Below are 26,208 nucleotides of genomic sequence, written 5' to 3'. Positions count from 1 at the left end.
GACATCGCGGACTGTTTGGCAACCCGCAGTGAATGGATTTGGGGCGGCTTCGCCACCCAGCGGGGGCAAGCCCCCTCGCCACAGAGTCCCTCGCCACAGAGGCAGCGCCTGCAAGGGTGGTATCACCCAAACGGGTTTTGTCTGAACCATGCCCGCACAAGATCGTCATCTACAGTGAACTTGTACGGGACTACTTGAAACATCACGGAGAATCACACTATGAGCACTGATGGTGCCTTGAGTCGAAGCCGTCTGTTGCCGACGCTGCTCGGCATACTGCTTCTGCTAATGGGCCTGGCCATGCTGGCCGGGGGGATCAAGCTGAGCATGCTCGGCGGCTCGCTGTACTACCTGCTGGCCGGTATCGGCCTGGCCCTGACCGGCGTTCTGCTGATCGCCGCGCGCCGCGCTGCGCTGGGCCTCTACGCACTGGTGCTGTTCGCCAGCACCGTCTGGGCCCTGTGGGAAGTCGGCCTCGACTGGTGGCAACTGGTGCCTCGTCTGGCCCTGCTGTTTGCCCTCGGCATCGTCATGCTGCTGCCATGGTTGCGTCGTCCGCTGCTCGTTGCAGGCGCGGCCCCGATCGGCACTGGCGCCCTGAGCGTGGCCGTGGTGATTGCCGGTGCCGCCGCACTGGCCAGCCAGTTCACCCATCCTGGCGAAATCAAAGGCCAACTGGACCGCGACAGCGTACCGGGCATGACCAACACCGCCCCGGCCATGCCCGACGGTGACTGGAACTCCTACGGCCGCAGCGCCCACGGCGACCGCTACTCGCCACTGGCACAGATCACCCCGCAGAACGCGCACAAACTGGTAGAGGCCTGGTCCTACCGCACCGGCGACTTGCCGGGGCCGAACGACCCGGGTGAAACCACCGCCGAAAACACCCCGCTGAAAGTCAACGGCATGCTCTATGTGTGCACGCCACACAGCCAGGTGATCGCCCTGGACCCGGATACCGGCAAGGAAATCTGGCGCTTCGATCCGAAGCTCTCGACGCAGAACGCGGCGAACTTCAAGGGCTGGGCACACATGACCTGCCGTGGCGTGACGTACCACGATGACGCCGTCTACGCCTCCGAACAGAGCCCGACCGGCAGCGCCAGCGCGGCACCGGCCAACGCCTGCCCACGGCGTATTTTCCTGCCGACCGCCGACACCCGCCTGATCGCCCTCAACGCCGACACCGGCAAGATGTGCGAAGACTTCGGCGACAAAGGCCAGGTCGACCTGCGCGCCAACATCGGCGGCTTCACCGCCGGCGGCTACTATTCCACCTCGCCACCTGCGGTCACCAAAGACCTGGTAGTGATTGGCGGCCACGTCACCGATAACGTCTCCACCGACGAGCCGAGCGGCGTGATCCGCGCCTTCGACGTACACACCGGCAAACTGGTGTGGAACTGGGACAGCGGCAACCCGGACGACACTACGCCGATTGCCGAAGGCGAGATCTACACCCGCAACTCGCCGAACATGTGGTCCATGTTCGCCGTCGACGAAAAACTCGGCATGCTCTACCTGCCGATGGGCAACCAGACCCCGGACCAGTTCGGTGGCGATCGTACGCCTGAATCGGAATTGCACGCCGCCGGCCTGACCGCCCTCGACATCGCCACCGGCCAGGTGCGCTGGCACTTCCAGTTTACTCACCACGACCTGTGGGACATGGACGTCGGCGGCCAGCCGACCCTGATGGACCTGAAAACCGCCGACGGCGTGAAACCGGCCGTGCTGGCGTCGACCAAGCAAGGCAGCATCTACGTGCTGGACCGCAGCACCGGCAAGGCGATTGTGCCGATCAACGAAGTGCCAGTACCGCAAGGCGCTGTCGAAGGTGATCGCACCTCGCCGACCCAACCGAAATCCGACCTCAACCTGATGCCACCACCGTTGCAGGAACGCGACATGTGGGGCGTCACGCCGTTCGACCAGTTGATCTGCCGAATCGATTTCAAATCCATGCGCTACGACGGCCCGTTCACCCCGCCGTCGCTGCAGGGTTCGATCGTGTATCCGGGCAACTTCGGTGTGTTCGACTGGGGCGGCATCTCGGTTGACCCGGTGCGTCAGATTGCTTTCATGAACCCAAGCTACATGGCGTTCAAATCGAAAATGATCCCGGCCGCCGAAATCGCCGCCCAGGGCCCGCGCAAAAGCGAGACCGAAGGCGTGCAGCCAAACAAAGGCGCGCCATACGGTGTAGTTCTCGAAGCACTGCTGTCGCCTATGGGCCTGCCGTGCCAAGCGCCGGCGTGGGGTTATGTGGCCGCCGTCGACCTGACTACCCAGCAAGTTCTGTGGAAGCACAAGAACGGCACCGTACGCGACAGCTCGCCGGTTCCGATTCCCCTGAGCATGGGCGTACCAAGCCTGGGCGGCACCTTCACCACAGCCAGTGGCGTGGCGTTCCTCAGCGGCACCCTTGACCAGTACCTGCGTGCCTACGACGTAAAAAACGGCAAGCAACTGTGGGAAGGCCGCCTGCCAGCTGGCGCGCAAACCACACCGATGACCTACACCGGCAAGGACGGCAAGCAGTACGTGCTCGTTGTCGCCGGCGGTCACGGATCGCTGGGCACCAAACAGGGTGATTATGTGATTGCTTACAAACTGTCCGAGTAAGTTTCAACGGCAGTAAAACAAAGGCGACGCCCCCACAGGCGTCGCCTTTTTTTGCGGCCGCAAATTTCGATACACCACGGGACCCTGTGGGAGCGAGCCTGCTCGCGATGGCGGTCCGCCAGTCACTACAAGGCTACCTGTCATACCATCATCGCGAGCAGGCTCGTTCCCTCATTTGATCCTGTACCGCCTATGGTTCAACTAACCTGTCCCCTTGCTGAACACACCGTCGAAACATCCGCTTGCAGAAAATGACCGTTGAAACCACCGCCAACCTGCCCCATCTAAGACTCATACCCATTGCGCAGGTGCCCAAATGAGCGACCAGCAAGAATTCCCCGAAGCTCCTACCGAGTACGCCGATCCGGAAAACGCCACGCACCACGCCACCGGCAAAGGCCTCGCGCTGCCAGGCCAGAATCTGCCGGACAAGGTCTACATCATCCCGATCCACAACCGGCCGTTCTTTCCGGCCCAGGTGCTGCCGGTCATCGTCAACGAAGATCCCTGGGCTGAAACCCTCGATCTGGTGGCCAAGTCCGAACATCATTGCGTGGCCCTGTTCTACGTCGACACGCCCTTGGAAGACCCGCGCCATTTCGACACCTCGGCCCTGCCGCTCTACGGCACCCTGGTCAAGGTGCACCATGCCAGCCGCGAAAACGGCAAGTTGCAGTTCGTCGCCCAGGGCCTGACCCGTGTGCGCCTGAAATCCTGGCTCAAGCACCATCGCCCGCCCTACCTGGTGGAAGTCGAATACCCTCACCAGCCCACCGAGCCTACCGACGAGGTCAAGGCCTACGGCATGGCGCTGATCAACGCGATCAAGGAACTGCTGCCGCTCAACCCGCTGTACAGCGAAGAGCTGAAGAACTACCTCAACCGCTTCAGCCCCAACGATCCATCGCCGCTGACCGACTTCGCCGCCGCCCTGACGTCTGCAACCGGCAGCGACCTGCAGGAAGTGCTCGACTGCGTGCCGATGCTCAAGCGCATGGAAAAAGTCCTGCCGATGCTGCGCAAGGAAGTCGAAGTCGCGCGCCTGCAAAAGGAAATCTCCGCCGAAGTTAACCGCAAGATCGGCGAACATCAGCGTGAGTTTTTCCTCAAGGAACAGCTCAAGGTCATCCAGCAGGAGCTGGGGCTGACCAAGGACGACCGTAGCGCCGACCTCGAACAGTTCGAACAACGGCTGACCGGCAAGGTCCTGCCCGCCCAGGCGCAGAAGCGCGTCGAAGAAGAAATGAACAAGCTTTCGGTGCTCGAAACCGGTTCGCCCGAGTATGCGGTCACCCGCAACTACCTTGACTGGGCGACTTCGGTGCCATGGGGTGTTTACGGCAAGGACAAACTCGACCTCAAACACGCGCGCAAGGTGTTGGACAAACATCACGCCGGCCTTGATGACATCAAGGACCGCATCCTCGAGTTCCTCGCCGTGGGTGCTTACAAAGGCGAAATCAGCGGCTCCATCGTATTGCTGGTAGGCCCGCCGGGCGTGGGCAAAACCAGCGTCGGCAGATCCATCGCCGAATCCCTCGGCCGGCCGTTCTATCGCTTCAGCCTCGGCGGCATGCGCGACGAAGCCGAGATCAAGGGCCACCGTCGTACCTACATCGGCGCGCAACCGGGCAAGCTGGTACAGGCGTTGAAAGACGTCGAAGTGATGAACCCGGTGATCATGCTCGACGAGATCGACAAGATGGGCCAGAGCTACCAGGGCGACCCCGCCTCTGCACTGCTCGAAACCCTCGACCCGGAACAGAACGTCGAATTCCTCGACCACTATCTGGACCTGCGGATGGACCTGTCGAAGGTCTTGTTCATCTGCACCGCCAACACCCTGGACTCGATCCCCGGCCCGCTGCTCGACCGTATGGAAGTGATTCGTCTGTCCGGTTACATCACCGAAGAAAAAGTCGCCATCGCCAAGCGTCACCTGTGGCCCAAGCAGCTGGAAAAAGCCGGCGTGTCCAAAGGCAGCCTGAGCATCAGCGACAGCGCCCTCAAGGCCCTGATCGACGGCTATGCCCGTGAAGCCGGGGTGCGCCAGCTGGAAAAAAACCTCGGCAAACTGGTGCGCAAGGCGGTGATGAAACTGCTCGACGAACCGAAAGCGGTGATCAAACTCGGCCCCAAAGACCTCGAAACATCGCTCGGCAAACCAGTATTCCGCAACGAGCAGGTCCTGTCGGGTGTCGGCGTAATCACAGGCCTTGCCTGGACCAGCATGGGCGGCGCGACCCTGCCGATCGAAGCCACGCGCATCCACACCCTCAACCGCGGCTTCAAGCTCACCGGGCAATTGGGTGATGTGATGAAAGAGTCGGCGGAAATCGCCTACAGCTACGTCAGTTCGAACCTGAACTCATTCGGCGGCGATCCGAAGTTCTTCGACGAAGCCTTCGTGCACCTGCACGTACCGGAAGGCGCCACCCCGAAAGACGGCCCGAGCGCCGGCGTAACCATGGCCAGCGCCCTGCTCTCGCTGGCGCGTAACCAGCCGCCGAAAAAAGGCGTGGCGATGACCGGCGAACTGACACTGACCGGGCATGTGCTGCCGATCGGCGGGGTGCGCGAGAAGGTGATTGCGGCGCGGCGACAGAAGATTTTCGAGTTGATTCTGCCGGAGGCGAACCGAGGTAACTTTGAGGAACTGCCCGAGTATTTGAAAGAAGGGATAACCGTGCATTTCGCCAAGCGCTTTGCGGATGTGGCGAAGATATTGTTCTGACTTCGCCATCTGATTGCTCCCTCGCAAAGGGGGAGCATGCTCCTGAACGTGCAGGAGCTAGCTGCTCGCAATAGGCGTTAACGATAACGCGCTCTTTTCAGATTGGCATGCCGCCTAAAGATCCGTCGTCGCAACGACGCCCGGAGCGGGTGCGCTCCTACACATCTTCTTTAACTATCGATAGCAGTTGCACCCTGCCCAGCAGCCTTCCTTCTGCACATCTGAATTCTCGACTGCTCACTTCCTAACTTTATAAGCATTCACAGAAGAGCACCCAGTAACTATTCCATATCAATATAAAAAACTGTCAAATATACCAGTAGTCGCCTCACCTATTAAGTCTCCATACTCCAAACCAGATTTAAACCAAAACGGAGATACACATGACAACCCCGAACGGACTTACGGTAAGACTGGCGAATGCTGTAATGACAATTGAAACTAAGGACACCACCAACGGTATCTCAAAAAACCTTCCAACCATCACCACAACCAAGATCAATTTCCCACCGAGCGTATTCCCCAACTTCTTTATGGCGATAGCTGACAACAACGGCCTCACCAACTCAAGGAGTCTATATTTTAAATATGAAAACAACGACTTGAGTTTTGACGGCTATTCGGAACGCTACGTCACCGAAGAAGGCAACGAGTTTACCTTTTCGTACACCACCCTTGAGAGTTCAGTTTCTTTTGACCACACGGAAACATCACCGGGTAAGCACGAATTCGCGATAACGGCCTTCAAGGTTCTGGCGAAGGAAACCCGTTCTGGAGAAACTCGAGAAATTACGGGCAGGGGTTACGCTTTTGTCCGTTATGTTGATCGTGGCTGGCGCACTTCTTCGTGAGAGAAGCGCCACAAGAGGCGCGGAACCAACACACACTGACAGGCTGTCGGCGCATCAGTACGACGGCCTTCTTATTCAGAGCCAAAAATACAACTGAAATACCCCATACAAGCGGTCAAGTCTGGCAGGCTATTACTTTTGCGCATTCAAATATTTTTATTTCGCTAGTTATTTACACCGCTCGACGGCCGCGATATCTCAGTCCTGGCAGAGACGCTGACACACCGATTAGCAAGTCACTTGAAACCCTGCCAATTCAGACAGTACCTCCAGCCACTCACGCTCGATATAGTCCCGGCTCAATCATTTTTACGTGACACAATCCGGAGAGCCAACCATGGATATCAAATACCGACGAAGCCTTGTTAATGAGTACATTAACGACGACATCAAGTTTCACCGTTGCTGCCTGAATAATCACTTGAATGCCACCCTGCAGAATCGTGAAAACTTCGAATCAGAAGAGTTTTTCGCCAGCATCGGAGGCGGGGAAATCGTCGCCATTTTCAAGGCAGGTGAGGAAGGTACCCCGCTCGACCGGGCCTTTGATATCTATATGCCGAAGGACATTAAGTCGGGCACCCACCCAATCAATACTCCGGGCCAGTTGATAGAGGTCGTTTATACCGAGAACTACCCGAGCTACAACAGCCATTGGGCTTTGCAGGGCGACATCGAATTGTTGGTGAACACTGAAAAACAACGGTACTCCGGTACAATCGTTACGCTGTTCAAGGACCGGCAGGGCCAAGAATTTACCTGCGAAAGCGAATTCTGTTTTTCTCTTGCAGATTAAGTTCATTAACGTCCACTTCTCTTCCTCGCGAGCAGACCCACTTCAATGGGAATATCGCCATCCCGCTGGGTGAGTTCGCTCGCAACCATGTTGGTTGATTGTCACACTTTGTCTCATCTTCGGTTATGCTCGCCGTTCGTCGCCAATTCCGGAGCGCCTGATTTGATGTCCCCACGCCGTCTGCTGCTGCCCATAGGTCTCGCCCTGCTGACCGCTTGTGCCTCTCAACCGAAACAAAACGTGACGGTCGAAAAACAAAGCGGGTGCCCGGTGAAACTCACCAGCGGGCAGACCCTGATCCTTACCCTGCCAAGCAACCCGAGCACGGGTTACCGCTGGGCAATCCAGGACTCCGCCGGTGGCGTCTTACACACATTGGGGCCAGAGGTTTACCGCAATCCGGAAGATGCCGGCATCGTCGGTGCTGCCGGTGTATCGACCTGGCGCTTCCAGGCGTTCGCCAGCGGGACCGGGCGCTTGCGCCTGACCTCGCAGCAACCCTGGGCACCGGAAGTGCTGCCGGTAGAGGTTTTCGACTGCGCGATTTCGGTGAACTGACCATGGGCTGGCTGATTCTGGCGCTGATGGGCGCGGTGACTTTTCTCTATGGCTTGAGTGTGCATGCCGATTTGCTCTGCCTGCTGGTCAAACCCTTGCCGGTGCTGGCCTTGCTCGGCTGGCTGCACGATGCACCTCCCGGCGATTATCGACGCTGGATCAGCCTCGGCCTGATCTTCTCCCTGCTCGGCGATGTGTTGCTGGCGTGGCCGGGGGATTTGTTCGTGTTCGGTCTGGGGGCGTTTCTGGTCGCTCACCTGGCTTATCTGAAAGCGTACTTGAGCGATTGCCGGCGTCTGGCGGTGCTGCCGCTGATTGTCGCCCTCGGTGTGGGTGCCGTGCTGCTGGGGATTCTGATCAACCATGGATTGGGGCCGTTGTTGATTCCGGTGATCGTCTACGGCCTCGCCATCAGCGCGATGCTCTGGCGCGCGTTGGCTCGCTTGGGCACTGATGTGCCCAAGCGCTCGGCGTTGCTGGCGGCTGGTGGTGCGGTGGCGTTTGTGTTCTCGGACAGCGTGATTGGCATCAGCCGGTTTGTGGTGCCGTTTGATGCGGCGCCCTATGTGATCATCCTCAGCTACTGGCTGGGGCAATGGGGGATTACTGCTTCGGCGTTCTCTCAGAAACCGCGTTGACCCCTGTGGTGAGGGGCTTGTCGGATCGCCACAATTGCCCTCTTGGCATTGCATGCGCGTAAGTCAGGCGGTTTATCAGACAACCCGCGCATCCGCGCGCCAAGTTGGCTAAAATGCCGGCCTTTTCCACCTACGCCGCTGGAACCGCCGTGAGCAAAGAACCCGATCGCCTTTTCGCCCAGCCTTTGGCCCAGGTGCCTGACTTCGCCTTTAACGAGGACGTGGTGCGGGTGTTCCCGGACATGATCAAGCGCTCGGTGCCGGGTTATCCGACCATTGTGGAAAACCTCGGCGTGCTCGCCGCGCAGTTCGCCCAGCGGGATAGCGTGCTCTATGACCTCGGCTCGTCCCTTGGCGCTGTGACCCAGGCCTTGCGCCGACATGTGCGCACCGACGGTTGCCGCGTCATCGCTGTGGATAACTCCGTGGCCATGGTCGAGCGCTGCCGCGAGTACCTCAACGGCCAGGACTCGATGTTCCAGGAGTTGCTGCCGGTCGAGGTCATCGAAGGTGACATTCTGGCCCTGGCGTTTCAACCGGCATCCGTGGTGGCGCTGAACTTCACCCTGCAATTCATCGCCCCCGACCAGCGCACTGCATTGCTGTCGCGCATCCGCCAGTCGCTGTTGCCCGGCGGCGCGCTGATCCTCTCGGAAAAACTGCGCTTCGAAGACGAGCAGGAACACGCGCTGCTGACTGACCTGCACATTGCCTTCAAACGCGCCAACGGCTACAGCGAACTGGAAATTGCCCAGAAGCGCAGCGCCATCGAAAACGTCATGAAGCCCGACAGCCTCGAAGAACACCGCGAACGCCTGCTGGCCGCCGGGTTCTCGAAAGTCGTGCCGTGGTTCCAGTGTCTTAACTTTGCCTCGTTGATTGCCTTGCCATGATTGATCTGTCCCCCCTCGCCCGCCGTCTGGCAGGCACGCCGCTGGCCGAATGGGCCAACACCCTGCAAGCACAACTCGACAAGAAAATGGAAAAAGGTCATGGCGACCTGGAGCGCTGGCAGAGCGCGCTGGACGCCCTGCCGAAGATTCAGCCGAGCGAAGTCGACCTGCTCAATGGCTTGACGCTGGACACCGATTGCAGCGACGAGACCCGAGCGCAAATGCGTACCGCGCTGATGGGCCTGTCGCCATGGCGCAAAGGGCCGTTCGACCTGTTCGGCGTGCACGTCGACACCGAATGGCGCTCGGACTGGAAATGGTCGAGGGTCGCCCCGCACCTCGACTTGAAGGGCAAGCGCATTCTCGATGTCGGCTGCGGCAACGGCTATTACATGTGGCGCATGCTCGGCGCCGGCGCCGACAGCGTGATCGGCGTCGATCCGAACTGGCTGTTCTTCTGCCAGTTCCAGGCGGTGCAGCGTTACCTGTCCGAGCCGAATGCCTGGCACCTGCCCTTCCCGTTCGAAGACCTGCCGCCGAACCTTGAGGGTTTCGACACGGTGTTTTCCATGGGTGTGTTCTACCACCGTCGCTCGCCGATCGAGCACTTACTGGCGCTGAAGGATTGCCTGGTCAAGGGTGGCGAGCTGGTCCTGGAGACGCTGGTGGTCGAAGGCGATAAACATCAGGTGCTGGTGCCGGAAGACCGTTACGCGCAGATGCGCAACGTTTGGTTCCTGCCGTCAGTGCCGGCGCTGGAGTTGTGGTTGCGTCGTGCCGGGTTCACCGATGTGAAGTGCGTGGATGTCAGCGTGACCACGGTCGAGGAACAGCGCGGGACAGAATGGATGAAGTACCAGTCGCTGAGCGACTTTCTTGATCCGGAAGATCACAGCAAGACCATTGAAGGGCTGCCGGCACCGATGCGGGCGGTCATCGTGGCCCGCAAGTAACCCATTCTCCAGATCAATGGAGATCAAAATGTGGGAGCGGGCTTGCTCGCGAAAGCGGTGTGTCAGACAACAACCATGTCGACTGACACACCCTCTTCGCGAGCAAGCCCGCTCCCACATCAGTTCAGTGTTCAGTCTGAAGATTTGGCTCTGCGGGCCTTGAAGAACTCGCTCAAAACCGCCCCACACTCCTCCGCCAACACCCCGCCTTCATACAACACCCGGTGATTCAAAAAACCCTGGGTAAAAAACTGCCCCTGGCTCTGCACAATCCCAGCCTTGGGCTCCAGCGCGCCGTACACCACCCGCGCAATCCGCGAATGCACGATCAGCCCGGCGCACATGCTGCACGGCTCCAGGGTCACGTACAGCGTGCTGCCTGGCAGGCGATAGTTGCTCACAGCCTGGGCGGCAGCGCGAATGGCGACCATCTCGGCGTGTGCACTCGGGTCGCTGCCACTGATCGGGCAATTGAAGCCTCGACCAATGACTTCACCGTCCTGCACCAGTACCGCGCCCACTGGCACTTCACCGAGGGCGGCGCCTTGGGCAGCCAGTTCCAGGGCCTCACGCATGAAGTCGCGATCACGGCTGCGGTCGATGATGGCGGCGGGCCGAATCTGACGCATCACGCCACCTCGATAGCGGCCATCAGGCCGGTTTCCATGTGGTCGATCACGTGGCAGTGGAACATCCACACTCCCGGGTTATCCGCCACCAGCGCCACCTGGGCACGTTCGTTCTTGCCCAGCAGATAAGTGTCGGTGAAGTACGGAATGACCTTGTGCCGGTTCGAGGCAAGCACCTTGAAGCTCATGCCGTGCAGGTGAATCGGATGCTGATACTGAGTCATGTTCTTCAATTCGAAAATGTAGCTTTTCCCCTTTTCCAGCTTGGCAATCGGGCGGTCGGCGCAGGTCTTGTCGGTGATGTCCCAAGCCTTGCCGTTGATCTGCCACAGGCTTGGCGGCTTGCCGTTGTCGACGTTTAACGACACCGAGCCGACCCACTCGAAATTGAAGTTGAGTTTCACTGCATTGGCCAGGTCCGGCTCGGCGACCGGGTTGGCCGGCAGCGCCGGCGGCCATTCGGTTGGCGCATCAGTATTGGCTACCGAACGGAAGGTGCCCAGGCGCACCGGCCCGTTGCGCAACGCCAGCTCTTCACCGGCCGGCGGCGCCTTGATCGCCAGACAAATACGCATGCCCGGGCCGAGCCAGTATTCCTTGCCCAGTGGCCGCGGCTCGATGGGGTTGCCATCCAGGGCGTAGATCTGCGCTTCGACACCGGGGATGTTCAGGCGATAAGTCAGGGTGTTGTCGAGGTTGAGCAGCCGCACCCGGGTGATCTGCCCGGCTGGCAGCTCGATCACCGCTTGCGGGACGCCGTTGATACTCGATAGACGCCCCGCCGTACCGCCACGGGCCGCTTCGCGGGGAATGCTGAACGCGACAAAAGCGCCTTCTTCATCGACGTGCCAGCTCTTCAGGCTTAACGTTTTCTCGTACTTGAAACCGGTAGGCTCGCGCTCTTCGACGATCAGCGGACCGACCAGCCCGCGCCCCAGTTCTTCACTGCTGTTCACGTGCGGGTGATACCAGAAGCTGCCGGCGTCCGGCACACGGAATTTGTAGTCGAAGTACTCACCCGGCAATACCGGAAGCTGTGAGACGTAAGGCACGCCATCCATCTCCAGCGGCAGGCGGATGCCATGCCAGTGGATAGTCGTGGCTACCGGCAGATGGTTGATGAAACGCACCCGCAGCCAGTCACCCTGACGCGCCCGCAACTCGGTGCCCGGCGCCGACGGCCCGAACGCCCAGGCCTGAGTCTTGTGCCCGGCCACCAGTTCGACATCCAGCGGTGCCGCGATCAGCTCATAGTCGTGACCCGCGTTGGCGTCGGCCATCTTGCCCAGCCAGTACCGCGACGCGCCCCCCGCACCGACGCCAACGACAACAAGACCGGCCAGGCCACCGAGGATTTGGCGACGGGTAAAGGACATTAACTCAACTACCTCTCATATCGACTGCAGGCCCAAGGGGCCATAAAAGGCGAATACGATACACCTGCAATTGCGAAACAGTAAGGGCGGGGCGGCGGATGGCCGCAGGGTTGTTCGAAACCACCCGCTCATCCGCGATACATATGTAGTGCATTTCCCTTGAGCGAATGAGCCATCTTCAACGGCCGTTTCTCAAGGATGAACAGAGCATGAATTCCCCCGAAACTCGCCCGCTGCCAAATGCCGCAGACAAGGCGGCACTCAAATCCATCGCCGCAACCGTCGTACTCTCCTGCCCGAGCCTGCAGGACACGGCCCATGAAATTGCCAAAAACCTGCTGAAAAGCCAGGGCTTGGCGGATGTCGATCCGGACCTCGTTTACTTCCATCGATTCAAGCTTGCCCAGAGCAGCGCTACGTCGTTCACCGGCTGGGAGCACACCGATGAAAAGCCCTACGAGTCCCTGACCCTGACTCAGTTGGTGATCCAGCGCTTTCGCGTCACCGACCAGGACAATGCCGATCTGCTGGACCTCTACGGTGGTTTCTATACGGCCGGGCCGAACGCCAAGGATTTCACCCAGAGCAACGAAGTGCGCCTGCACGGCAACGAGGTGCTGAAGGCGTTCTGGAAGATCGACTTCAGCACGCTTTACCACGAAAAACTGACCGCCTTCTGGGACGGGCACTGCGACGATTTCCGCACGCTGGCCAAGTGCAACTTTCTCAGTAACGCGATTCAGGCCCTCGCCCAAAAGCATCTGGCCGGCGATGACTTCCAGTGCGTCGTCGACGCCGTCATAGGCCCTGTCACCTGGCCCGTCAGCCTGAAGGCGCTGCAATCGGCACATCCGGTGAACCACGATGTGCGCGCCCTGGATGTCGACGGTCATGTGGCCACCGACGCGTTGCGAATCGTCGATGCCAAGGGTCGGCAAATCCTTTATCTACCCGGTAGCGCGAAGGTGTTTGAGGTGATGGAGAACGAAGCGGCCATGCATTGGTGGGTGCTGGAGCAAATGAACGAGGATGGACCGCGCCAGGCGTTCATGAGCCACTTTGCCTTGGCCGATCGTCACGAGATAACCGAAAACATTACCGACCTCATGACCCAATTGGTGGACACCTGGGGCAAATCAGAGCATCACCTGATCAACCAGAAAAACCAGCTGGTCAGTGGTGATGCGTTTACCTGGCTGCAGGATTCGGCCAGGAACGCCATGTTCGCCGAAGCCAGCCTGTCACTGACCTCCAACAGCGATGTACGCAAGAAATTGTGGATCGGCTACCTGAGCGCCGGACTACGGGTATTTGGTCCGTTGGCCGCTGTCGGTTGGCCGATGGCGCTGCCAGTGATTGGTGCCAGCATTGCCAACACAGGCCTGAACATTGACCAGGCCATTCACGGCAAGACCTCTGCCGAGCGCAAAGAAGGCATTATCGGCGCAATCCTCAGTGCTATCGATGCTTTGTTCAATGTGCCATTCCTCAAAGGCAGCGGATCACTGCTGGAGGTGGGTACCGAGGTTGAAGCAGCCGAGGCCGCTGAAATGGCCGAGCTGAAGCAGTCGGCAGCGCCAATCGATACAGCAGCGCCGCCGCCTATTGAAACATCCTTGCCGGTGCCGCCTGAAACGGCTGTCGCGCCTGAGGTGCCCGCCAAATATCAATGCAATGAATTGCTCGAAGACCTGACTCCGGAGAGCACACCAGGAAAATTCCGCGGGATCTACCGGCTCGACACTGACCCCTCCTACGCCATCCTCTTGAATGACAATCCCTATTACGTACGCTACTTCGCAGACTCCAGGGGCGGTGGCTACTGGGCGATCGTTGACCCGCAAAGACCCAACCAGTTCGTTCACTCGTTGCCGGTTCGCCTGAATGCCGAAGGACAGTGGGAGCGGATGCGCTCACTCAGGCTCAATGGCGGTGGCCAGTGCGTCGGCAAAGAGTGCGCGGTCGACATTGAGATGGAAGCGCGCGAGCCACTGCCGCCCTTGCCCGAGCCACAACCCTCGACATCGCGTTCCTGGCGTCACGTGACCACTGTGTACGATGCCGAACCAGCACAGCAGCTATCGCTGAAAAAGTGGGCGCTGAATCTGCGCGAGACCCATGTACGGATAGCACCCGGCGGCGCTATACAGGATCCGTACGCACAGTATTTCCTCGGTAAACGCACCACTCTGTTCACTGCCGCGCGGAAATTTTTCAGCGATCTGCCCTGGGCCAACTTGCCTCCACGCCCGGCAATACCCGCCGTCACGGCCGACATGCCAATGACCGAGCTGATCGATGGCATTTTTGAAGCATCCCCCGGTCTGGTCGTGGGTGAAAGCCTGGATCGCATCACCAGCATGCGCTTGATGATTGAAAACATGCCGGCACTGGCCAGGCACGCCAAGACTATTTACATGCGTCGCCTGCTCAATGATTTCGCTCAGGTCGAGCTCGATAGTTACTTCCAGACCGGAGAAATGCCCAATGATCTGAGGCGCTACCTGACCAACCTTGGCACCGACCCGACCGGTCGATTCAATGAGTTGGAACTGGTTCAGGTGGCCAGACAGCACGGCGTGCGCGTACAGGCTCTGGATTGTGTGACGAGCTACAAAATGAACACTCCTTTGACACCGATTGAGGAGCAGATGATCGCCAATCACCTGGCGCAAACCATCATGACCGCGGACGAACTCATCAACATTCCCGGTAAATGGATTGTGTTGACCGGCGCCGAAAACACCAACACCTTCAGAGGCGTCGCAGGCGTCAGCGAACTAAGGGGCGGCATTGGCTTGCGCATAGAGGAAGTCAATCCCGGTGAAGCGACAGGCGTCGCTATTGATTCGGGTATCGACGTGAATCGAGGCCCGCTTCCCAATGGTGGTCAAATGCGCGGCGACCAAGACACTCTCTTCGCTGACCTGTGCCTGAAAGTGGACGCCCCGCCGCTGACCTGGCACCCGCATGAGCTGGAAAACCTGTTGCATCGTCGGGGCATGTACCTGTTCGAAAAAACGGCAGGAAATTACCAGCTGGTGCATCGCAGTCACGCGGGCATGCTCGTTCGCACGCCGGTGCAACAACGGGTTGACGGGCGTTTTTTCATTCACCGGCCGGCATGGCCCATGGTCAGCGACATTGCGTTCGCCAGCGTGCCGCGACTGGCAGAGCAACTGAGCCAGATGGGCATGAGCCTGCAAAGCCGCGTTCCCGTTTGAAAGGGTTTCCAACAATGCTCAAGGACGACACTGTGAACTCCACTGAAAACGCTGTACTGCCCGATGCAAGCGACCTGCGGGCTATCAAATCGCTGGTTCCCGCACTGGTTGAAGCCTGCCCCGATATGTACGAAATGGCCCGGGGCATCGCCAGTGACATTCTGCTCAAGCATGGCATCACCCACCTTGAGCCGGAGCAGGTTTATTACCATCGTTTCCACCTTGCCCAAAGCAGTTCGAAAACCATTACCGGCTGGGAACACCTCTACGAGAAGCCCTGGCAAAGCATGACCCTGCCCCAGTTGGTCATCCAGCGTTTCAATGTCCAGGACCAGGACAACGCCGATCTGCTGGACCTTTATGGCGGCTTCTACAGCGCCGGGGCAGATGCAGGCAATTACAACGAAACCAACGAAGTGCGCCTGCATGGCAACGAGGTATTGAAGGACTTTTGGGCGATCAATTTCGCCGACCGCTATAAAAACAAAATCGCCTCGTTCTGGAAAAAATACGGCAAGACTTATCGGGCATTGGCCAAGTGCACATTTCTTGCCAAGGCCATGGAAGACCGCGAAGGCGGCCGGTTGTCCGACGAGAACTTCAAAACCGTGATCAAGGCCGTCGCCAGTAATGTGAGCTGGCCGGTGACCCTTCAGATGCTGGAGTCAGAGGCACCCGTCAGCAACGAACTACGCGTGACCCTGTTGAAAGTCGGTGACTTTGTCGCCACCGACATCCTTTGCATCATTGATCAGAGCGGCCGCCAGATTCTGTACGTCCCGGGTGAGATCTGGGGCTTTCATGCCCTGCAAACACCGCGCGATCTGCACTGGTGGATCTTGTCCGCGATCAAGGACTCCTCTGATCGCCAGCGCTTCATGGCGCACTTTCAAGTGGCTGACCACGACATCACGCAAGACGCGCCGACGCGCCAGCTGTCGAAGCTGGACTGGCTAGCCAGCGTAAACCCCGTGATCAAGCCGGTTTCCAGCCTGGTTGTGTGGTTGTTTCGCGAACCCCACAGCGAAAATGTCGGACTCACCCATGTACTGGACTTGTTGTTCAACGCCTGGCACTCCAATGACCATCATCTGATCGACCATGCCAGCGACTCGGTGAACCAGGATGCCTTCACTTTCCTGAGCGATGCGGTGCATGCCCGCATGATCAGCGACTGCAACTACATGCTGCATTCCAACGGTGACCTGCGCAAAAAACTCTGGGTGGGCTACCTCAATGCCTTTGGCCGTATGTTCGGCCCTCTGGCGGCCGTCGGCTGGCCAGTGGCCCTGGCAGTGGTCGGCGCGGGCATCGCCAACGTCGGCTTGAACATCGACCAGGCCATCAACGGCAAAACGCCCGGCGAGCGTAAGGCCGGCGTAACCGGCGCCATTTTTGCGGCCATCGATACCTTGTTCAACGCCACGTTCATCAAAGGCAGCGGGCGGTTACCGGAAATTGCCGAGGCTGATGCGTTCTTCGCCCCCGAGGAACAGTTGAGCGAAAGCGCCATCGCCCGCGCCGCGATCCCCAAACTTGAAGAGATCGTCCCGCAACGGATATTGCCGCCTGAACCCCAAGACTATCTCGATGCCTTCAAGACAGAGATTAGCGAAGCGACCCGCCAGGACTTCGTTGATCAGAAAATGCGCAACATCATTCTGACCCCCTCTGGCAAAACCTACATCTATATGCGTCGCGCCGGCCAGGATGGCTTCTATCAGGTGCGTTATGTCGGGCAAATGAAGCGTTGGGTGATTATCGATCCGGCCAATCCGTACTCGTTTTATCGCAATGTTCCAGTGCGACAGAACGAAGCGTTGCAATGGGAACCTGTTCCCCGCTCGGAGGCGGGGACGGGACTCAGTGGCGGAGGCAAAATTTTCGGGCTCAAGCCTTGGGGACAAAGCCCTTCACCCCTGCCCAAGGTCGAAATAGCGCCGACCTCCTATGAACTGCCGGAACAATCAAAAGCGGCAATGACAGCGCTAGCCGAGGGCCGAAGCGAAACCTTCCCGCTGGACGCCACAGACGCCAGCGAGCGATCGTTTCAGGCTTTCAGGGACTTGCGTCGCGGTCTGTACGATGACGCCATCACCTTCTATGCCGACCCGTCCTTACCGCCCCGGCCTGCCATTGCAACCATCAAACCCTCCACAGCGAGCAAAGACATCGTCAAGCGCCTGCTGGCGGACGCACCGGGCCTGGTGCTCGGACAGGAAAGCGGCAGCATTGGCGGCCAGCAACTGCTGATCGACAACATGCAGATATTGGGCAAACAGAAGGTCAAGACGCTTTACCTCGACCGGCTGCTGACCGACATCCATCAGGCCGATCTGGACGTCTTCCATGACACGGGCAAAATGCCAGAGCCGCTCGAACGCTACCTTGGCAAACTCGATGTGAACAAGGGCACCGATCTGGCAGGGCGTTACGGCTACCAGCAATTGGTCAGGACCGCGCAGAAAAACCATATCCGCGTTCAGGCGATCGATTGCGTGGCGAGCTCCAGATTTCCCCGAATGGAGCACACGACCTTCACCAGCAGCCACAAAATGAAGAACTACTTTTCGGACACCATCATCAGCATTGATCAGACAGCCAGAGGTGCGCACAAATGGGTGGCGCTGGTGGACGAGACGCGAGTCAATACGTTCGATGAGGTGGCCGGCCTCAGCGAGCTGACAGGCACACCGGGGCTGCGTATCGAAGACGTACCCGTCGGCAAAACCATTAGCCTTGAACAGGATCCCGGCAAAAGCCTGCTGGATGAGTTTGATCGTCCATTGGGCAAAGTCAAAAGCGATTGGCGTCTGCGCCTGCACGGCCAGCCACCCGTCACTACCGCCCGCACAATGGAGCAGGCCCTTCCCGATACGGGCATGTTCACCGTCCAGGACGTCGACGGTAAACCCCAACTGACTCACCGCAGCAAAAGTGGCGCCCTGGTGACAACCGACATTCAAAAGGACAGGGGCGGACTGTTCATCGTCCATCCGCGATGGTCGTTGAGTGGCCGTCACTTCGACAATATCGAGCTACTGAGCGATGCCCTGGAAGAGCAAGGCATGACCCGAATCCGGGTGCGCATCGATCCTCAGGCCAAACCGGGCGAGGCGCTGGGTGACGGTGAGACTGTCGCATCACCCGACGTACCCGTGACCCTGGATCCCGCCTTGCCTGCGGCAAAAACACCGCTGGTGACCTCCCCCTATGATGTCGCTCTGCAATGGCGGGCCGATTTGAAAAATGTAGCGGCCGGGCTCGAAGACGACCTGCTGATCGACAGCATAGGGACCAGGACCCGAACCGAGGCCTTCGAGCATTTCAAGGCCGTCAGAAAGCGCCTGTATGAAGAGGCTGCGCGCTTCTATGCAGACCCTCAACTTGCGCCGCGACCTGATATCCCGTCACTGGATCCGCACATCGCCCAAGGTGATTTTATTCGCACCGTTTTCGAAGAAAGCGAGGGACTGGTCATCGGCGAAAGTCACGCCGACATCGGCAGCAAGCAGTTTCTGATCGACAACATGCAGGCTTTGGCCGAGCAGGATGTGAAGACCCTGTACATGGAACATCTGCTTACGGATTTCCATCAAACAGGACTGGATGCCTTCGCCGAAACGTCGGTCATGCCCAGGGACGTGGAAACTTACCTGACAGAACTGGACGCCGGCCAACTGACGGATCCTCTTGAGCGATACACCTTTCTCGCCGTGGTCCGCGAAGCCAACAAACATGGCATTCGCATCCAGGCCATCGATAGCGCGGCCAGCTATCGGGTGTCGGGTATGGGGGTGAGTGATGTGACAGCACGGCTTAAAATGATGAATTTCCATGCCCGAATCATCATCCGCGCCGATCAATCAGCGCGCGGCGCCCACAAGTGGGTGGCTTTGATGGGCAACGCTCACTCCAATACCTTTAAGGGCGTCGCGGGGGTCAGCGAACTGGAAGGTGTCCTGGGGGTGCGCATCGAAGATGTGGCCGAAGGTTTGTCCACCGGTATTGAACCCGACCCGGGTAGAAGCTTGCGCAATCAACCGGGTAAATCCGAAGGTTTCGTAAAAGGCGATCTACGTCTGCAGATCGAGACTCCATGGTTACCGAAGACTGAAGCGCAGATCGACACATTGCTGTCTCGTCCGGGCATGTTCACCCTGAAACGTGAACCCGGTAACACTGGCATCCAGATTGTTCATCGCGGCCGCAACAACATCGTTACGTCCACACCGATCATCAAAGAGTCCGGCCGTTACTACATTGAGCGCCCCTCGTGGCCCTCGGTCGATGGCAAACGCTTTGAAAGCGTGGCCGCACTTCTGCAGGCACTCAAAGAGATGAAGCTGACCTTGGCCGGCTGGTCAAAACCGCTTTGATTGCGGAACAGGAGAATGCGGTCGACAACTGTAGGAGCGAGCAGGCTCGCGATGGACTCAAGAGCACCACGGGGAATCCGACTCCCCGCGTGATCGTTAACGACCATCGCGAGCAGGCTCGCTCCTACAGGGAAACGCGTATACCGACGTACTTCTGTATGCTCCGAAACGCCATCAAAAACATAAAAAAAAGCCGTGTGAAATCAGATTTCACACGGCTTGTTTGTGTCAGCGCTCAAGTCACCCGAATGGGTGCAGGATCACTCCCACTCAATGGTCGCCGGCGGCTTGCTCGACACGTCATAAGTCACGCGGGAGATGCCTTCGATTTCATTGATGATTCGGCCGCTGACGGTTTCCAGCAGTTCGTAAGGCAGGTGAGCCCAACGCGCGGTCATGAAGTCGATGGTTTCCACGGCACGCAGGGCCACGACCCAGGCGTAACGACGGCCATCGCCAACCACGCCCACCGATTTCACCGGCTGGAACACTACGAATGCCTGGCTGACCTTGTGGTACCAGTCGGCCTTGCGCAGTTCTTCGATGAAGATGTGGTCGGCGCGACGCAGCAGGTCGGCGTATTCCTTCTTCACTTCACCGAGGATGCGCACACCCAGGCCCGGGCCCGGGAACGGGTGACGGTAGACCATGTCATACGGCAGACCCAGTTCCAGGCCCAGACGACGGACTTCGTCCTTGAACAGCTCGCGCAGGGGTTCAACCAGCTTGAGGTTCATTTCTTCCGGCAGGCCGCCCACGTTGTGGTGCGACTTGATCACGTGGGCCTTGCCGCTTTTCGCGCCAGCCGACTCGATCACGTCCGGGTAGATGGTGCCTTGCGCCAGGTACTTGATGTTGTCCAGTTTGTTGGACTGGGCATCGAATACGTCGATGAAGGTGCGGCCGATGATCTTGCGCTTCTTCTCCGGGTCGGCTTCGCCGGCCAGGTTGTTGAGGAACTGGTCCTCAGCGTTGGCGCGGATCACCTTGACGCCCATGTTCTCGGCGAACATGGCCATAACCTGCTCGCCTTCGTGCAGGCGCAGCAGGCCGTTGTCGACGAATACGCAAGTCAGCTGGTCGCCAATGGCCTTGTGCAGCAGCGCGGCAACCACGGACGAGTCCACACCGCCGGACAGGCCGAGCAGGACGTTGTCGGTGCCGACCTGGGCGCGAACCTGGGCGATGGCGTCTTCAGCGATCTTCGACGGAGTCCACAGGGCTTCGCACTCGCAGATGTCGAGGATGAAGCGCGACAGGATGCGACCGCCCTGCTTGGTGTGGGTCACTTCCGGGTGGAACTGCACGCCGTAGTAGCGACGCTCGTCACTGAACATGCCGGCAATCGGGCAGCTCGGGGTGCTGGCCAGGATGTGGAAGTCTTCCGGCATCTTGGTGACCTTGTCACCGTGGCTCATCCATACGTCGAGGCCGAACAGGCCGTCGGCGTCGATGTGGTCTTCGATGCCGTCGAGCAGGCGGCTCTTGCCGACCACGTCTACGCGGGCATAACCGAACTCACGCAGCTCGGAACCTTCAACCTTGCCGCCCAGTTGCTCGGCCATGGTCTGCATGCCGTAGCAGATACCGAAGACCGGTACGCCCAGGTCGAACACGGCCTGCGGGCAGCGAGGGCTGTCGGCTTCGTGGACCGACTCCGGGCCGCCGGCGAGGATGACGCCTTTAGGCGCGAATTCGCGGATCGCATCTTCATCCATGTCGAACGGATGCAGTTCGCAGTACACGCCGATTTCGCGCACGCGGCGGGCGATCAGTTGGGTGTACTGGGAACCGAAGTCGAGGATCAGGATGCGGTGAGCGTGAATATCGAGGGCCATGATTCAGTCTCGTCTAAGTCATTCAGAAACAGTCGTGATTCAGAAACAACTCGGGGCTGAATAAAACAGCCCCGGTTGCTTAGCTTGTTGCTTGAAGGCTCAACCTACGCGGTAGTTTGGCGCTTCTTTGGTGATCTGTACGTCGTGAACGTGGGACTCGGCCATGCCAGCGCCGGTGATCCGCACGAACTCAGGCTTGGTGCGCATTTCTTCGATGTCGGCACTGCCGGTGTAACCCATCGAGGAACGCAGGCCGCCCATCAGTTGGTGAATGATGGCGCTCAGGGTGCCCTTGTACGGAACACGCCCTTCGATGCCTTCCGGAACCAGCTTCTCGGCACCGGCCGAGGAGTCCTGGAAGTAACGGTCGGAGGAGCCTTGAGCCTGGGACATGGCGCCCAGCGAACCCATGCCGCGATAAGCCTTGTACGAACGACCCTGGAACAGTTCGATCTCGCCCGGTGCTTCTTCAGTACCGGCGAACATCGAGCCCATCATCACGCAGGAGGCACCGGCGACGATGGCCTTGGACAGGTCACCGGAGAAACGGATGCCGCCGTCGGCGATCAACGGTACGCCGGTGCCTTCAAGGGCAGCGGCAACGTTGGCGATGGCACTGATTTGCGGCACGCCGACACCGGCGACGATACGGGTGGTGCAGATTGAGCCAGGGCCGATACCGACCTTGACTGCGTCGGCGCCAGCTTCGGCCAGGGCCTTGGCGGCAGCGCCGGTGGCGATGTTGCCGCCGATCACCTGCACTTCAGGGAAATTCTGTTTGACCCAGCGAACGCGGTCGATCACGCCTTTGGAGTGACCGTGAGCGGTGTCGACCACCACCACGTCAACGCCGGCAGCGACCAGGGCGGCAACGCGGTCGCCGGTGTCTTTACCGGTGCCGACGGCAGCGCCAACGCGCAGACGACCTTGATCGTCCTTGCTGGCCAGCGGGTAAGCCTTGGCTTTTTCGATGTCGTTGACGGTCATCATGCCTTTGAGGGCGAATTTGTCGTCGACGATCAGCACGCGTTCGATGCGGTGCTTGTGCAACAGCTCACGAACGTCGTTCTTGTCGGCGCCTTCCTTGACCGTGACCAGACGCTCTTTAGGCGTCATCACTTCACGGACGGTGGCTTCCAGACGGTTCTCGAAACGCACGTCACGGGAAGTGACGATGCCGACCAGGTCGCCATTGTGCAGTACCGGAACGCCGGAGATGTTGTGCATGCGGGTCAGTTCGAACAGTTCACGCACCGTGGCATCGGCCTCGATGGTGATCGGATCCTTGACTACACCGGCTTCGTAACGCTTGACCTTGCGAACTTCGGCAGCTTGCTGCTCGATGGTCATGTTCTTGTGGATGATGCCGATACCACCTTCCTGAGCCATGGCAATTGCCAGACGGGCTTCAGTGACGGTGTCCATGGCAGCGGAAACCAGGGGGATATTCAGCTCGATGCCACGGGTAAGGCGGGTCTTGAGACTGACTTCGTTAGGAAGCACCTCGGAATAACCGGGCACTAGGAGAATGTCGTCGAATGTCAGAGCTTCTTGGCTGATACGCAGCATCGCGGGGGCTCCCGAGCGGGAAAATGGAAGCGCGCCATTATAGTCAGACACCCTCTCGGGTTCAATGTAAAACTCTATCTATTATCGATGCAGTGATCGACGGGGTATCTGACGCCAAATAACATGCAGGAGCGAGCCTGCTCGCGATGAACCTGAAGGCGGCGTTTGTTTCCAGACAACACGCGTTATCGTTCACGTCTATCGCGAGCAGGCTCGCTCCCACAAGATCATCAGAGTTCGACTTTGACCCAACTGACGGGCTGATCGAGCCAATCGGCAAACTCGTCGATAAAGCTCTGTTTGAACCCGGCCTCGGCCCAGTTATTGAAAATGAACCCGAGGTTGGAGAACCCGCATTCCTGCAAAAACAGAAAGCCGTTGATGTCATCTTCATGCCCGCATTCGGGGCAGGTGAAGTTGTCCGTGCGGCCCGGCATCCAGTCTTCCAGGCTTTCGAACAGTGCCTCGCCGATTTCCTTGCGGCACTCGGCGCAGCCCGCTTCCTCAAGAAAACCTTTGGCCGGCGTATAAATGCAGCGCTTGGTGACGATCTCCAGGCCGTTGACCGGCTCGCCGAACGGCAACGCCTCCGGGCGCAGGACCACCGCGCGGGCACCGTCGCCGATGGCGTGGGCCATGCGATTGCCGGTGCGGCCACAGGTGCTCAGTTCTTCCTCGATGATGTTCTTGCGCACCAGCCAGCGCACCACAGCCCGAGCCCGGGGTTCGTGCACCGGCAGGGTGGAGATTTTCGGGACGATGATGCTTTGGGAATTCATGGGTACAGGCCTGGGGCTTTCATAAAGGGTAGTCGATCAACAACCCCTGTAGGAGCGAGCAGGCTCGCGATGGTCGTTAACGATAACGCGGGGGGCTGGTTCCCCGCGGTGCTCTTGAGTCCATCGCGAGCCGGCTCGCTCCTACAGTAAATTGTGGCGACCCCATAGAAGTTATAGGCCCGCCAGAGTGGTTTTTACAACTCTACAACCACCGCCTGCGCAGCACGGGTCGCCTTGGCGCGCGCGGCTTCGATCGACTCGTCGCGGGCCAGGGCAACGCCCATGCGGCGCTGACCATTGACCTCAGGCTTGCCGAACAGTCGCAGCGCGGTATCCGGCTCGCTCAACGCGGCGCCCAGGTTGGCGAATGCGGTCTGGGTCGACTGCCCTTCCACCAGGATCACTGCCGAAGCCGATGGCGCGAACTGACGGATCAAGGGAATCGGCAAGCCCAGAATCGCCCGTGCGTGCAGGGCAAACTGCGACAGGTCCTGGGAGATCAGGGTGACCAGACCAGTGTCATGTGGACGCGGCGAGACTTCACTGAACCACACCTGATCACCTTTGATGAACAACTCGACGCCAAACAGACCGCGACCACCCAGGGCCTCGGTGACCGCTTTGGCCACGCGCTCGGATTCGGCCAGGGCAATCGGGCTCATGGCCTGCGGCTGCCAGGACTCCTGGTAATCGCCCTTCTCCTGACGATGGCCGACCGGCGCGCAGAATGTGGTGCCGCCGACGTGACGCACGGTCAGCAGGGTGATTTCGTAGTCGAAATCAATGAAACCTTCAACGATCACCCGGCCTTTGCCGGCGCGACCGCCTTCCTGGGCGTAATCCCAGGCCTGCTTGACGTCATCAATGCTGCGCAACAGGCTCTGGCCTTTGCCCGATGAGCTCATGACCGGTTTGACCACACACGGGAAACCAAGGTCTTCGACGGCCTTGCTGTAGTCCTCGAAGGTGTCGGCAAAATGGTACGGCGAGGTTGGCAGGTCCAGCTCTTCGGCGGCCAGGCGACGGATGCCTTCACGGTTCATGGTCAACTGCGCAGCACGCGCGGTCGGAATCACGGTGAAGCCTTCGGACTCCAGCTCCACCAGGGTTGCGGTGGCGATGGCTTCGATTTCCGGCACGATGAAGTGCGGCTTCTCGGCTTCGATGACCGCACGCAGGGCGGCGCCGTCGAGCATGTTGATCACATGGCTGCGATGGGCAACCTGCATGGCCGGCGCGTTGGCGTAACGGTCCACGGCAATCACTTCAACGCCCAGGCGTTGCAGCTCGATCACCACTTCCTTGCCCAACTCGCCACAGCCACACATCAATACGCGGGTCGCGGTGGGCGACAATGGAGTTCCGATACGGGTCATCTGAAGGTCCTCAAGAAGCGGATCATCGAGGGACGCGGCGCCTGGCACACTTCCCATGGGAGAAAGCGCGGCATTTTACATGAACCGCGGGGTTTGGCTTCAGCTGACGATGGCCTGTTTGCGCAGGCGCCAGGCCATGATCAGCCACACCGCCGTGACCCCGGCGAACTTCGACCCCAGGGCAGTGAGGATCACTCCGGGGGTCAGCGCGTCGATCATGCCGAAGAAAATGAAGGTGTCGATGGGGATGCTCAGGGCCGAACTTATCCACAGGCGGTCGTGCAGTGGGCGTTTGGTGATGCTGAATACCAGCCAGTCGATGCACTCGGACACCGCGAACGCCGTGGCGCTGGCCAGGGCGATAGAAGGATCGGAGGTGATATAGGACAGCACCAGCGCCGCCAGCATCGCCACCAGGGCGCCATGGCCGAAGCGGGTTTGCACCATGTCGCGCAAGATGAATACCAGGCCGCCCCAGGCCGACCAGATGATGTCCAGGTGCGGGGCGGTGGAAAAGGCATAGTTGATCAGCACGACGCTGCCGATGTAAGCGATCAGGAAGAGCATGGGGGTACCTGTCAATTTGGCGCACAGGGTACTTCAGGGGGTGGGGGTGGACCAATACCCGGTGTGGTGCGATGCATTGCAAAGATCAAGAGCCACCCCCTCACCCCAGCCCTCTCCCCCAAGGGGGAGAGGGGGAAAGGGAGCCGATCTTCGTGCTGTTCCAACCTGAGTTTGGCTTGATATCTCAGGTCGGCGTAACCCCAGCATCCAACTTAATCAGTTCCCTCTCCCCCCGGGAGAGGGTTAGGGTGAGGGGCTTTTTGTGCTTCTCAACCTGAGATCGACTCAATATCTCAGGCCGGAGTAACCCCAGCATCCAACTCGATCAGTTCCCTCTCCCCCCGGGAGAGGGTTAGGGTGAGGGGCTTTTTGTGCTTCTCAAACCTGAGATCGACTCAATATCTCAGGTCGGCGTAACCC

At 59.3% G+C, this 26,208-nt stretch carries 17 protein-coding genes; 10 read left to right on the top strand and 7 right to left on the bottom strand.

Annotated features, from left to right (window positions below; translation table 11 throughout):
- The first annotated feature begins 219 nt into the window (after positions 1-219).
- The 8 genes from AC07OG_RS14100 to cmoB all read left to right on the top strand — a co-directional run bounded on the left by AC07OG_RS14100 (position 220) and on the right by cmoB (position 10,051).
- Positions 220-2,628, top strand: a complete 2,409-nt coding sequence (locus tag AC07OG_RS14100) for a glucose/quinate/shikimate family membrane-bound PQQ-dependent dehydrogenase (protein ID WP_495067300.1) — start codon at positions 220-222, stop codon at positions 2,626-2,628.
- A 316-nt stretch (positions 2,629-2,944) separates the two neighbouring features.
- Positions 2,945-5,362 carry an endopeptidase La gene (lon, locus tag AC07OG_RS14095; protein WP_495067299.1) on the top strand — a complete coding sequence of 806 codons (2,418 nt, stop codon included), beginning with the start codon at positions 2,945-2,947 and terminating at the stop codon, positions 5,360-5,362.
- A gap of 383 nt (positions 5,363-5,745) precedes the next feature.
- Positions 5,746-6,213 (top strand): hypothetical protein, encoded by a 468-nt coding sequence (locus tag AC07OG_RS14090; protein WP_495067298.1) that lies wholly within the window; start codon positions 5,746-5,748, stop codon positions 6,211-6,213.
- Between the two features lie 337 nt (positions 6,214-6,550).
- A complete protein-coding gene (locus AC07OG_RS14085) occupies positions 6,551-7,009 on the top strand; it encodes a hypothetical protein (RefSeq protein ID WP_495067297.1) in 459 nt (152 codons plus the stop codon).
- A 165-nt stretch (positions 7,010-7,174) separates the two neighbouring features.
- Positions 7,175-7,567, top strand: a complete 393-nt coding sequence (locus tag AC07OG_RS14080; RefSeq protein WP_218424883.1) for a protease inhibitor I42 family protein — start codon at positions 7,175-7,177, stop codon at positions 7,565-7,567.
- Positions 7,568-7,569: 2 nt separating this feature from the next.
- Positions 7,570-8,205: a lysoplasmalogenase gene (locus AC07OG_RS14075; RefSeq protein ID WP_218424884.1), complete on the top strand. Its 636-nt coding sequence runs from the start codon at positions 7,570-7,572 to the stop codon at positions 8,203-8,205.
- A 113-nt stretch (positions 8,206-8,318) separates the two neighbouring features.
- Positions 8,319-9,098 (top strand): carboxy-S-adenosyl-L-methionine synthase CmoA, encoded by a 780-nt coding sequence (gene cmoA, locus AC07OG_RS14070; protein ID WP_495067296.1) that lies wholly within the window; start codon positions 8,319-8,321, stop codon positions 9,096-9,098.
- A complete protein-coding gene (cmoB, locus tag AC07OG_RS14065) occupies positions 9,095-10,051 on the top strand; it encodes a tRNA 5-methoxyuridine(34)/uridine 5-oxyacetic acid(34) synthase CmoB (protein ID WP_495067295.1) in 957 nt (318 codons plus the stop codon). The genes cmoA and cmoB overlap by 4 nt, the downstream gene beginning before the upstream one ends.
- 131 nt (positions 10,052-10,182) lie before the next feature.
- Here cmoB and tadA read toward each other — a convergent pair whose 3' ends face one another.
- Together tadA and AC07OG_RS14055 are read right to left on the bottom strand one after the other, a co-directional pair.
- A complete protein-coding gene (gene tadA, locus AC07OG_RS14060) occupies positions 10,183-10,680 on the bottom strand; it encodes a tRNA adenosine(34) deaminase TadA (protein ID WP_060543153.1) in 498 nt (165 codons plus the stop codon).
- Entirely contained in the window at positions 10,680-12,056 is a 1,377-nt protein-coding gene (locus AC07OG_RS14055) for a multicopper oxidase family protein (protein ID WP_495067294.1), read from the bottom strand. The genes tadA and AC07OG_RS14055 overlap by 1 nt, the downstream gene beginning before the upstream one ends.
- A gap of 209 nt (positions 12,057-12,265) precedes the next feature.
- Here AC07OG_RS14055 and AC07OG_RS14050 point away from each other — a divergent pair, with 209 nt between their 5' ends.
- Entirely contained in the window at positions 12,266-15,280 is a 3,015-nt protein-coding gene (locus tag AC07OG_RS14050) for a membrane-targeted effector domain-containing toxin (RefSeq protein ID WP_495067293.1), read from the top strand.
- A gap of 32 nt (positions 15,281-15,312) precedes the next feature.
- Positions 15,313-19,659 (top strand): membrane-targeted effector domain-containing toxin, encoded by a 4,347-nt coding sequence (locus AC07OG_RS14045; RefSeq protein ID WP_495067292.1) that lies wholly within the window; start codon positions 15,313-15,315, stop codon positions 19,657-19,659.
- Positions 19,660-19,919: 260 nt separating this feature from the next.
- Here AC07OG_RS14045 and guaA read toward each other — a convergent pair whose 3' ends face one another.
- The 5 genes from guaA to AC07OG_RS14020 form a co-directional block, all read right to left on the bottom strand.
- Positions 19,920-21,497, bottom strand: coding sequence for a glutamine-hydrolyzing GMP synthase (gene guaA / locus AC07OG_RS14040; RefSeq protein ID WP_218424893.1), 1,578 nt, complete (start codon positions 21,495-21,497; stop codon positions 19,920-19,922).
- 99 nt (positions 21,498-21,596) lie between these two features.
- A complete protein-coding gene (gene guaB / locus AC07OG_RS14035; RefSeq protein ID WP_459733611.1) occupies positions 21,597-23,066 on the bottom strand; it encodes an IMP dehydrogenase in 1,470 nt (489 codons plus the stop codon).
- A 230-nt stretch (positions 23,067-23,296) separates the two neighbouring features.
- A complete protein-coding gene (locus AC07OG_RS14030) occupies positions 23,297-23,845 on the bottom strand; it encodes a hypothetical protein (RefSeq protein WP_060543147.1) in 549 nt (182 codons plus the stop codon).
- 194 nt (positions 23,846-24,039) lie between these two features.
- Positions 24,040-25,221, bottom strand: coding sequence for a formate-dependent phosphoribosylglycinamide formyltransferase (gene purT, locus AC07OG_RS14025; protein ID WP_060543146.1), 1,182 nt, complete (start codon positions 25,219-25,221; stop codon positions 24,040-24,042).
- A gap of 99 nt (positions 25,222-25,320) precedes the next feature.
- Entirely contained in the window at positions 25,321-25,788 is a 468-nt protein-coding gene (locus AC07OG_RS14020; protein WP_060543145.1) for a VUT family protein, read from the bottom strand.
- Between the last annotated feature and the right edge of the window lie 420 nt (positions 25,789-26,208).

The organism is Pseudomonas sp. GW821-FHT09H03 (assembly GCF_059415945.1).
Note: the sequence above shows the minus strand (reverse complement) of the source record. Positions and strands in the feature narration are given on the sequence as shown.

Excerpts from the sequence above, each read along its gene's own strand:
- AC07OG_RS14100 (WP_495067300.1), top strand. The coding sequence starts at position 220 with ATGAGCACTGATGGTGCCTTGAGTCGAAGCCGTCTGTTGCCGACGCTG.
- lon (WP_495067299.1), top strand. The coding sequence starts at position 2,945 with ATGAGCGACCAGCAAGAATTCCCCGAAGCTCCTACCGAGTACGCCGAT.
- AC07OG_RS14090 (WP_495067298.1), top strand. The coding sequence starts at position 5,746 with ATGACAACCCCGAACGGACTTACGGTAAGACTGGCGAATGCTGTAATG.
- AC07OG_RS14085 (WP_495067297.1), top strand. The coding sequence starts at position 6,551 with ATGGATATCAAATACCGACGAAGCCTTGTTAATGAGTACATTAACGAC.
- AC07OG_RS14080 (WP_218424883.1), top strand. The coding sequence starts at position 7,175 with ATGTCCCCACGCCGTCTGCTGCTGCCCATAGGTCTCGCCCTGCTGACC.
- AC07OG_RS14075 (WP_218424884.1), top strand. The coding sequence starts at position 7,570 with ATGGGCTGGCTGATTCTGGCGCTGATGGGCGCGGTGACTTTTCTCTAT.
- cmoA (WP_495067296.1), top strand. The coding sequence starts at position 8,319 with ATGCCGGCCTTTTCCACCTACGCCGCTGGAACCGCCGTGAGCAAAGAA.
- cmoB (WP_495067295.1), top strand. The coding sequence starts at position 9,095 with ATGATTGATCTGTCCCCCCTCGCCCGCCGTCTGGCAGGCACGCCGCTG.
- tadA (WP_060543153.1), bottom strand. The coding sequence starts at position 10,680 with ATGCGTCAGATTCGGCCCGCCGCCATCATCGACCGCAGCCGTGATCGC.
- AC07OG_RS14055 (WP_495067294.1), bottom strand. The coding sequence starts at position 12,056 with ATGTCCTTTACCCGTCGCCAAATCCTCGGTGGCCTGGCCGGTCTTGTT.
- AC07OG_RS14050 (WP_495067293.1), top strand. The coding sequence starts at position 12,266 with ATGAATTCCCCCGAAACTCGCCCGCTGCCAAATGCCGCAGACAAGGCG.
- guaA (WP_218424893.1), bottom strand. The coding sequence starts at position 21,497 with ATGGCCCTCGATATTCACGCTCACCGCATCCTGATCCTCGACTTCGGT.
- guaB (WP_459733611.1), bottom strand. The coding sequence starts at position 23,066 with ATGCTGCGTATCAGCCAAGAAGCTCTGACATTCGACGACATTCTCCTA.
- AC07OG_RS14030 (WP_060543147.1), bottom strand. The coding sequence starts at position 23,845 with ATGAATTCCCAAAGCATCATCGTCCCGAAAATCTCCACCCTGCCGGTG.
- purT (WP_060543146.1), bottom strand. The coding sequence starts at position 25,221 with ATGACCCGTATCGGAACTCCATTGTCGCCCACCGCGACCCGCGTATTG.
- AC07OG_RS14020 (WP_060543145.1), bottom strand. The coding sequence starts at position 25,788 with ATGCTCTTCCTGATCGCTTACATCGGCAGCGTCGTGCTGATCAACTAT.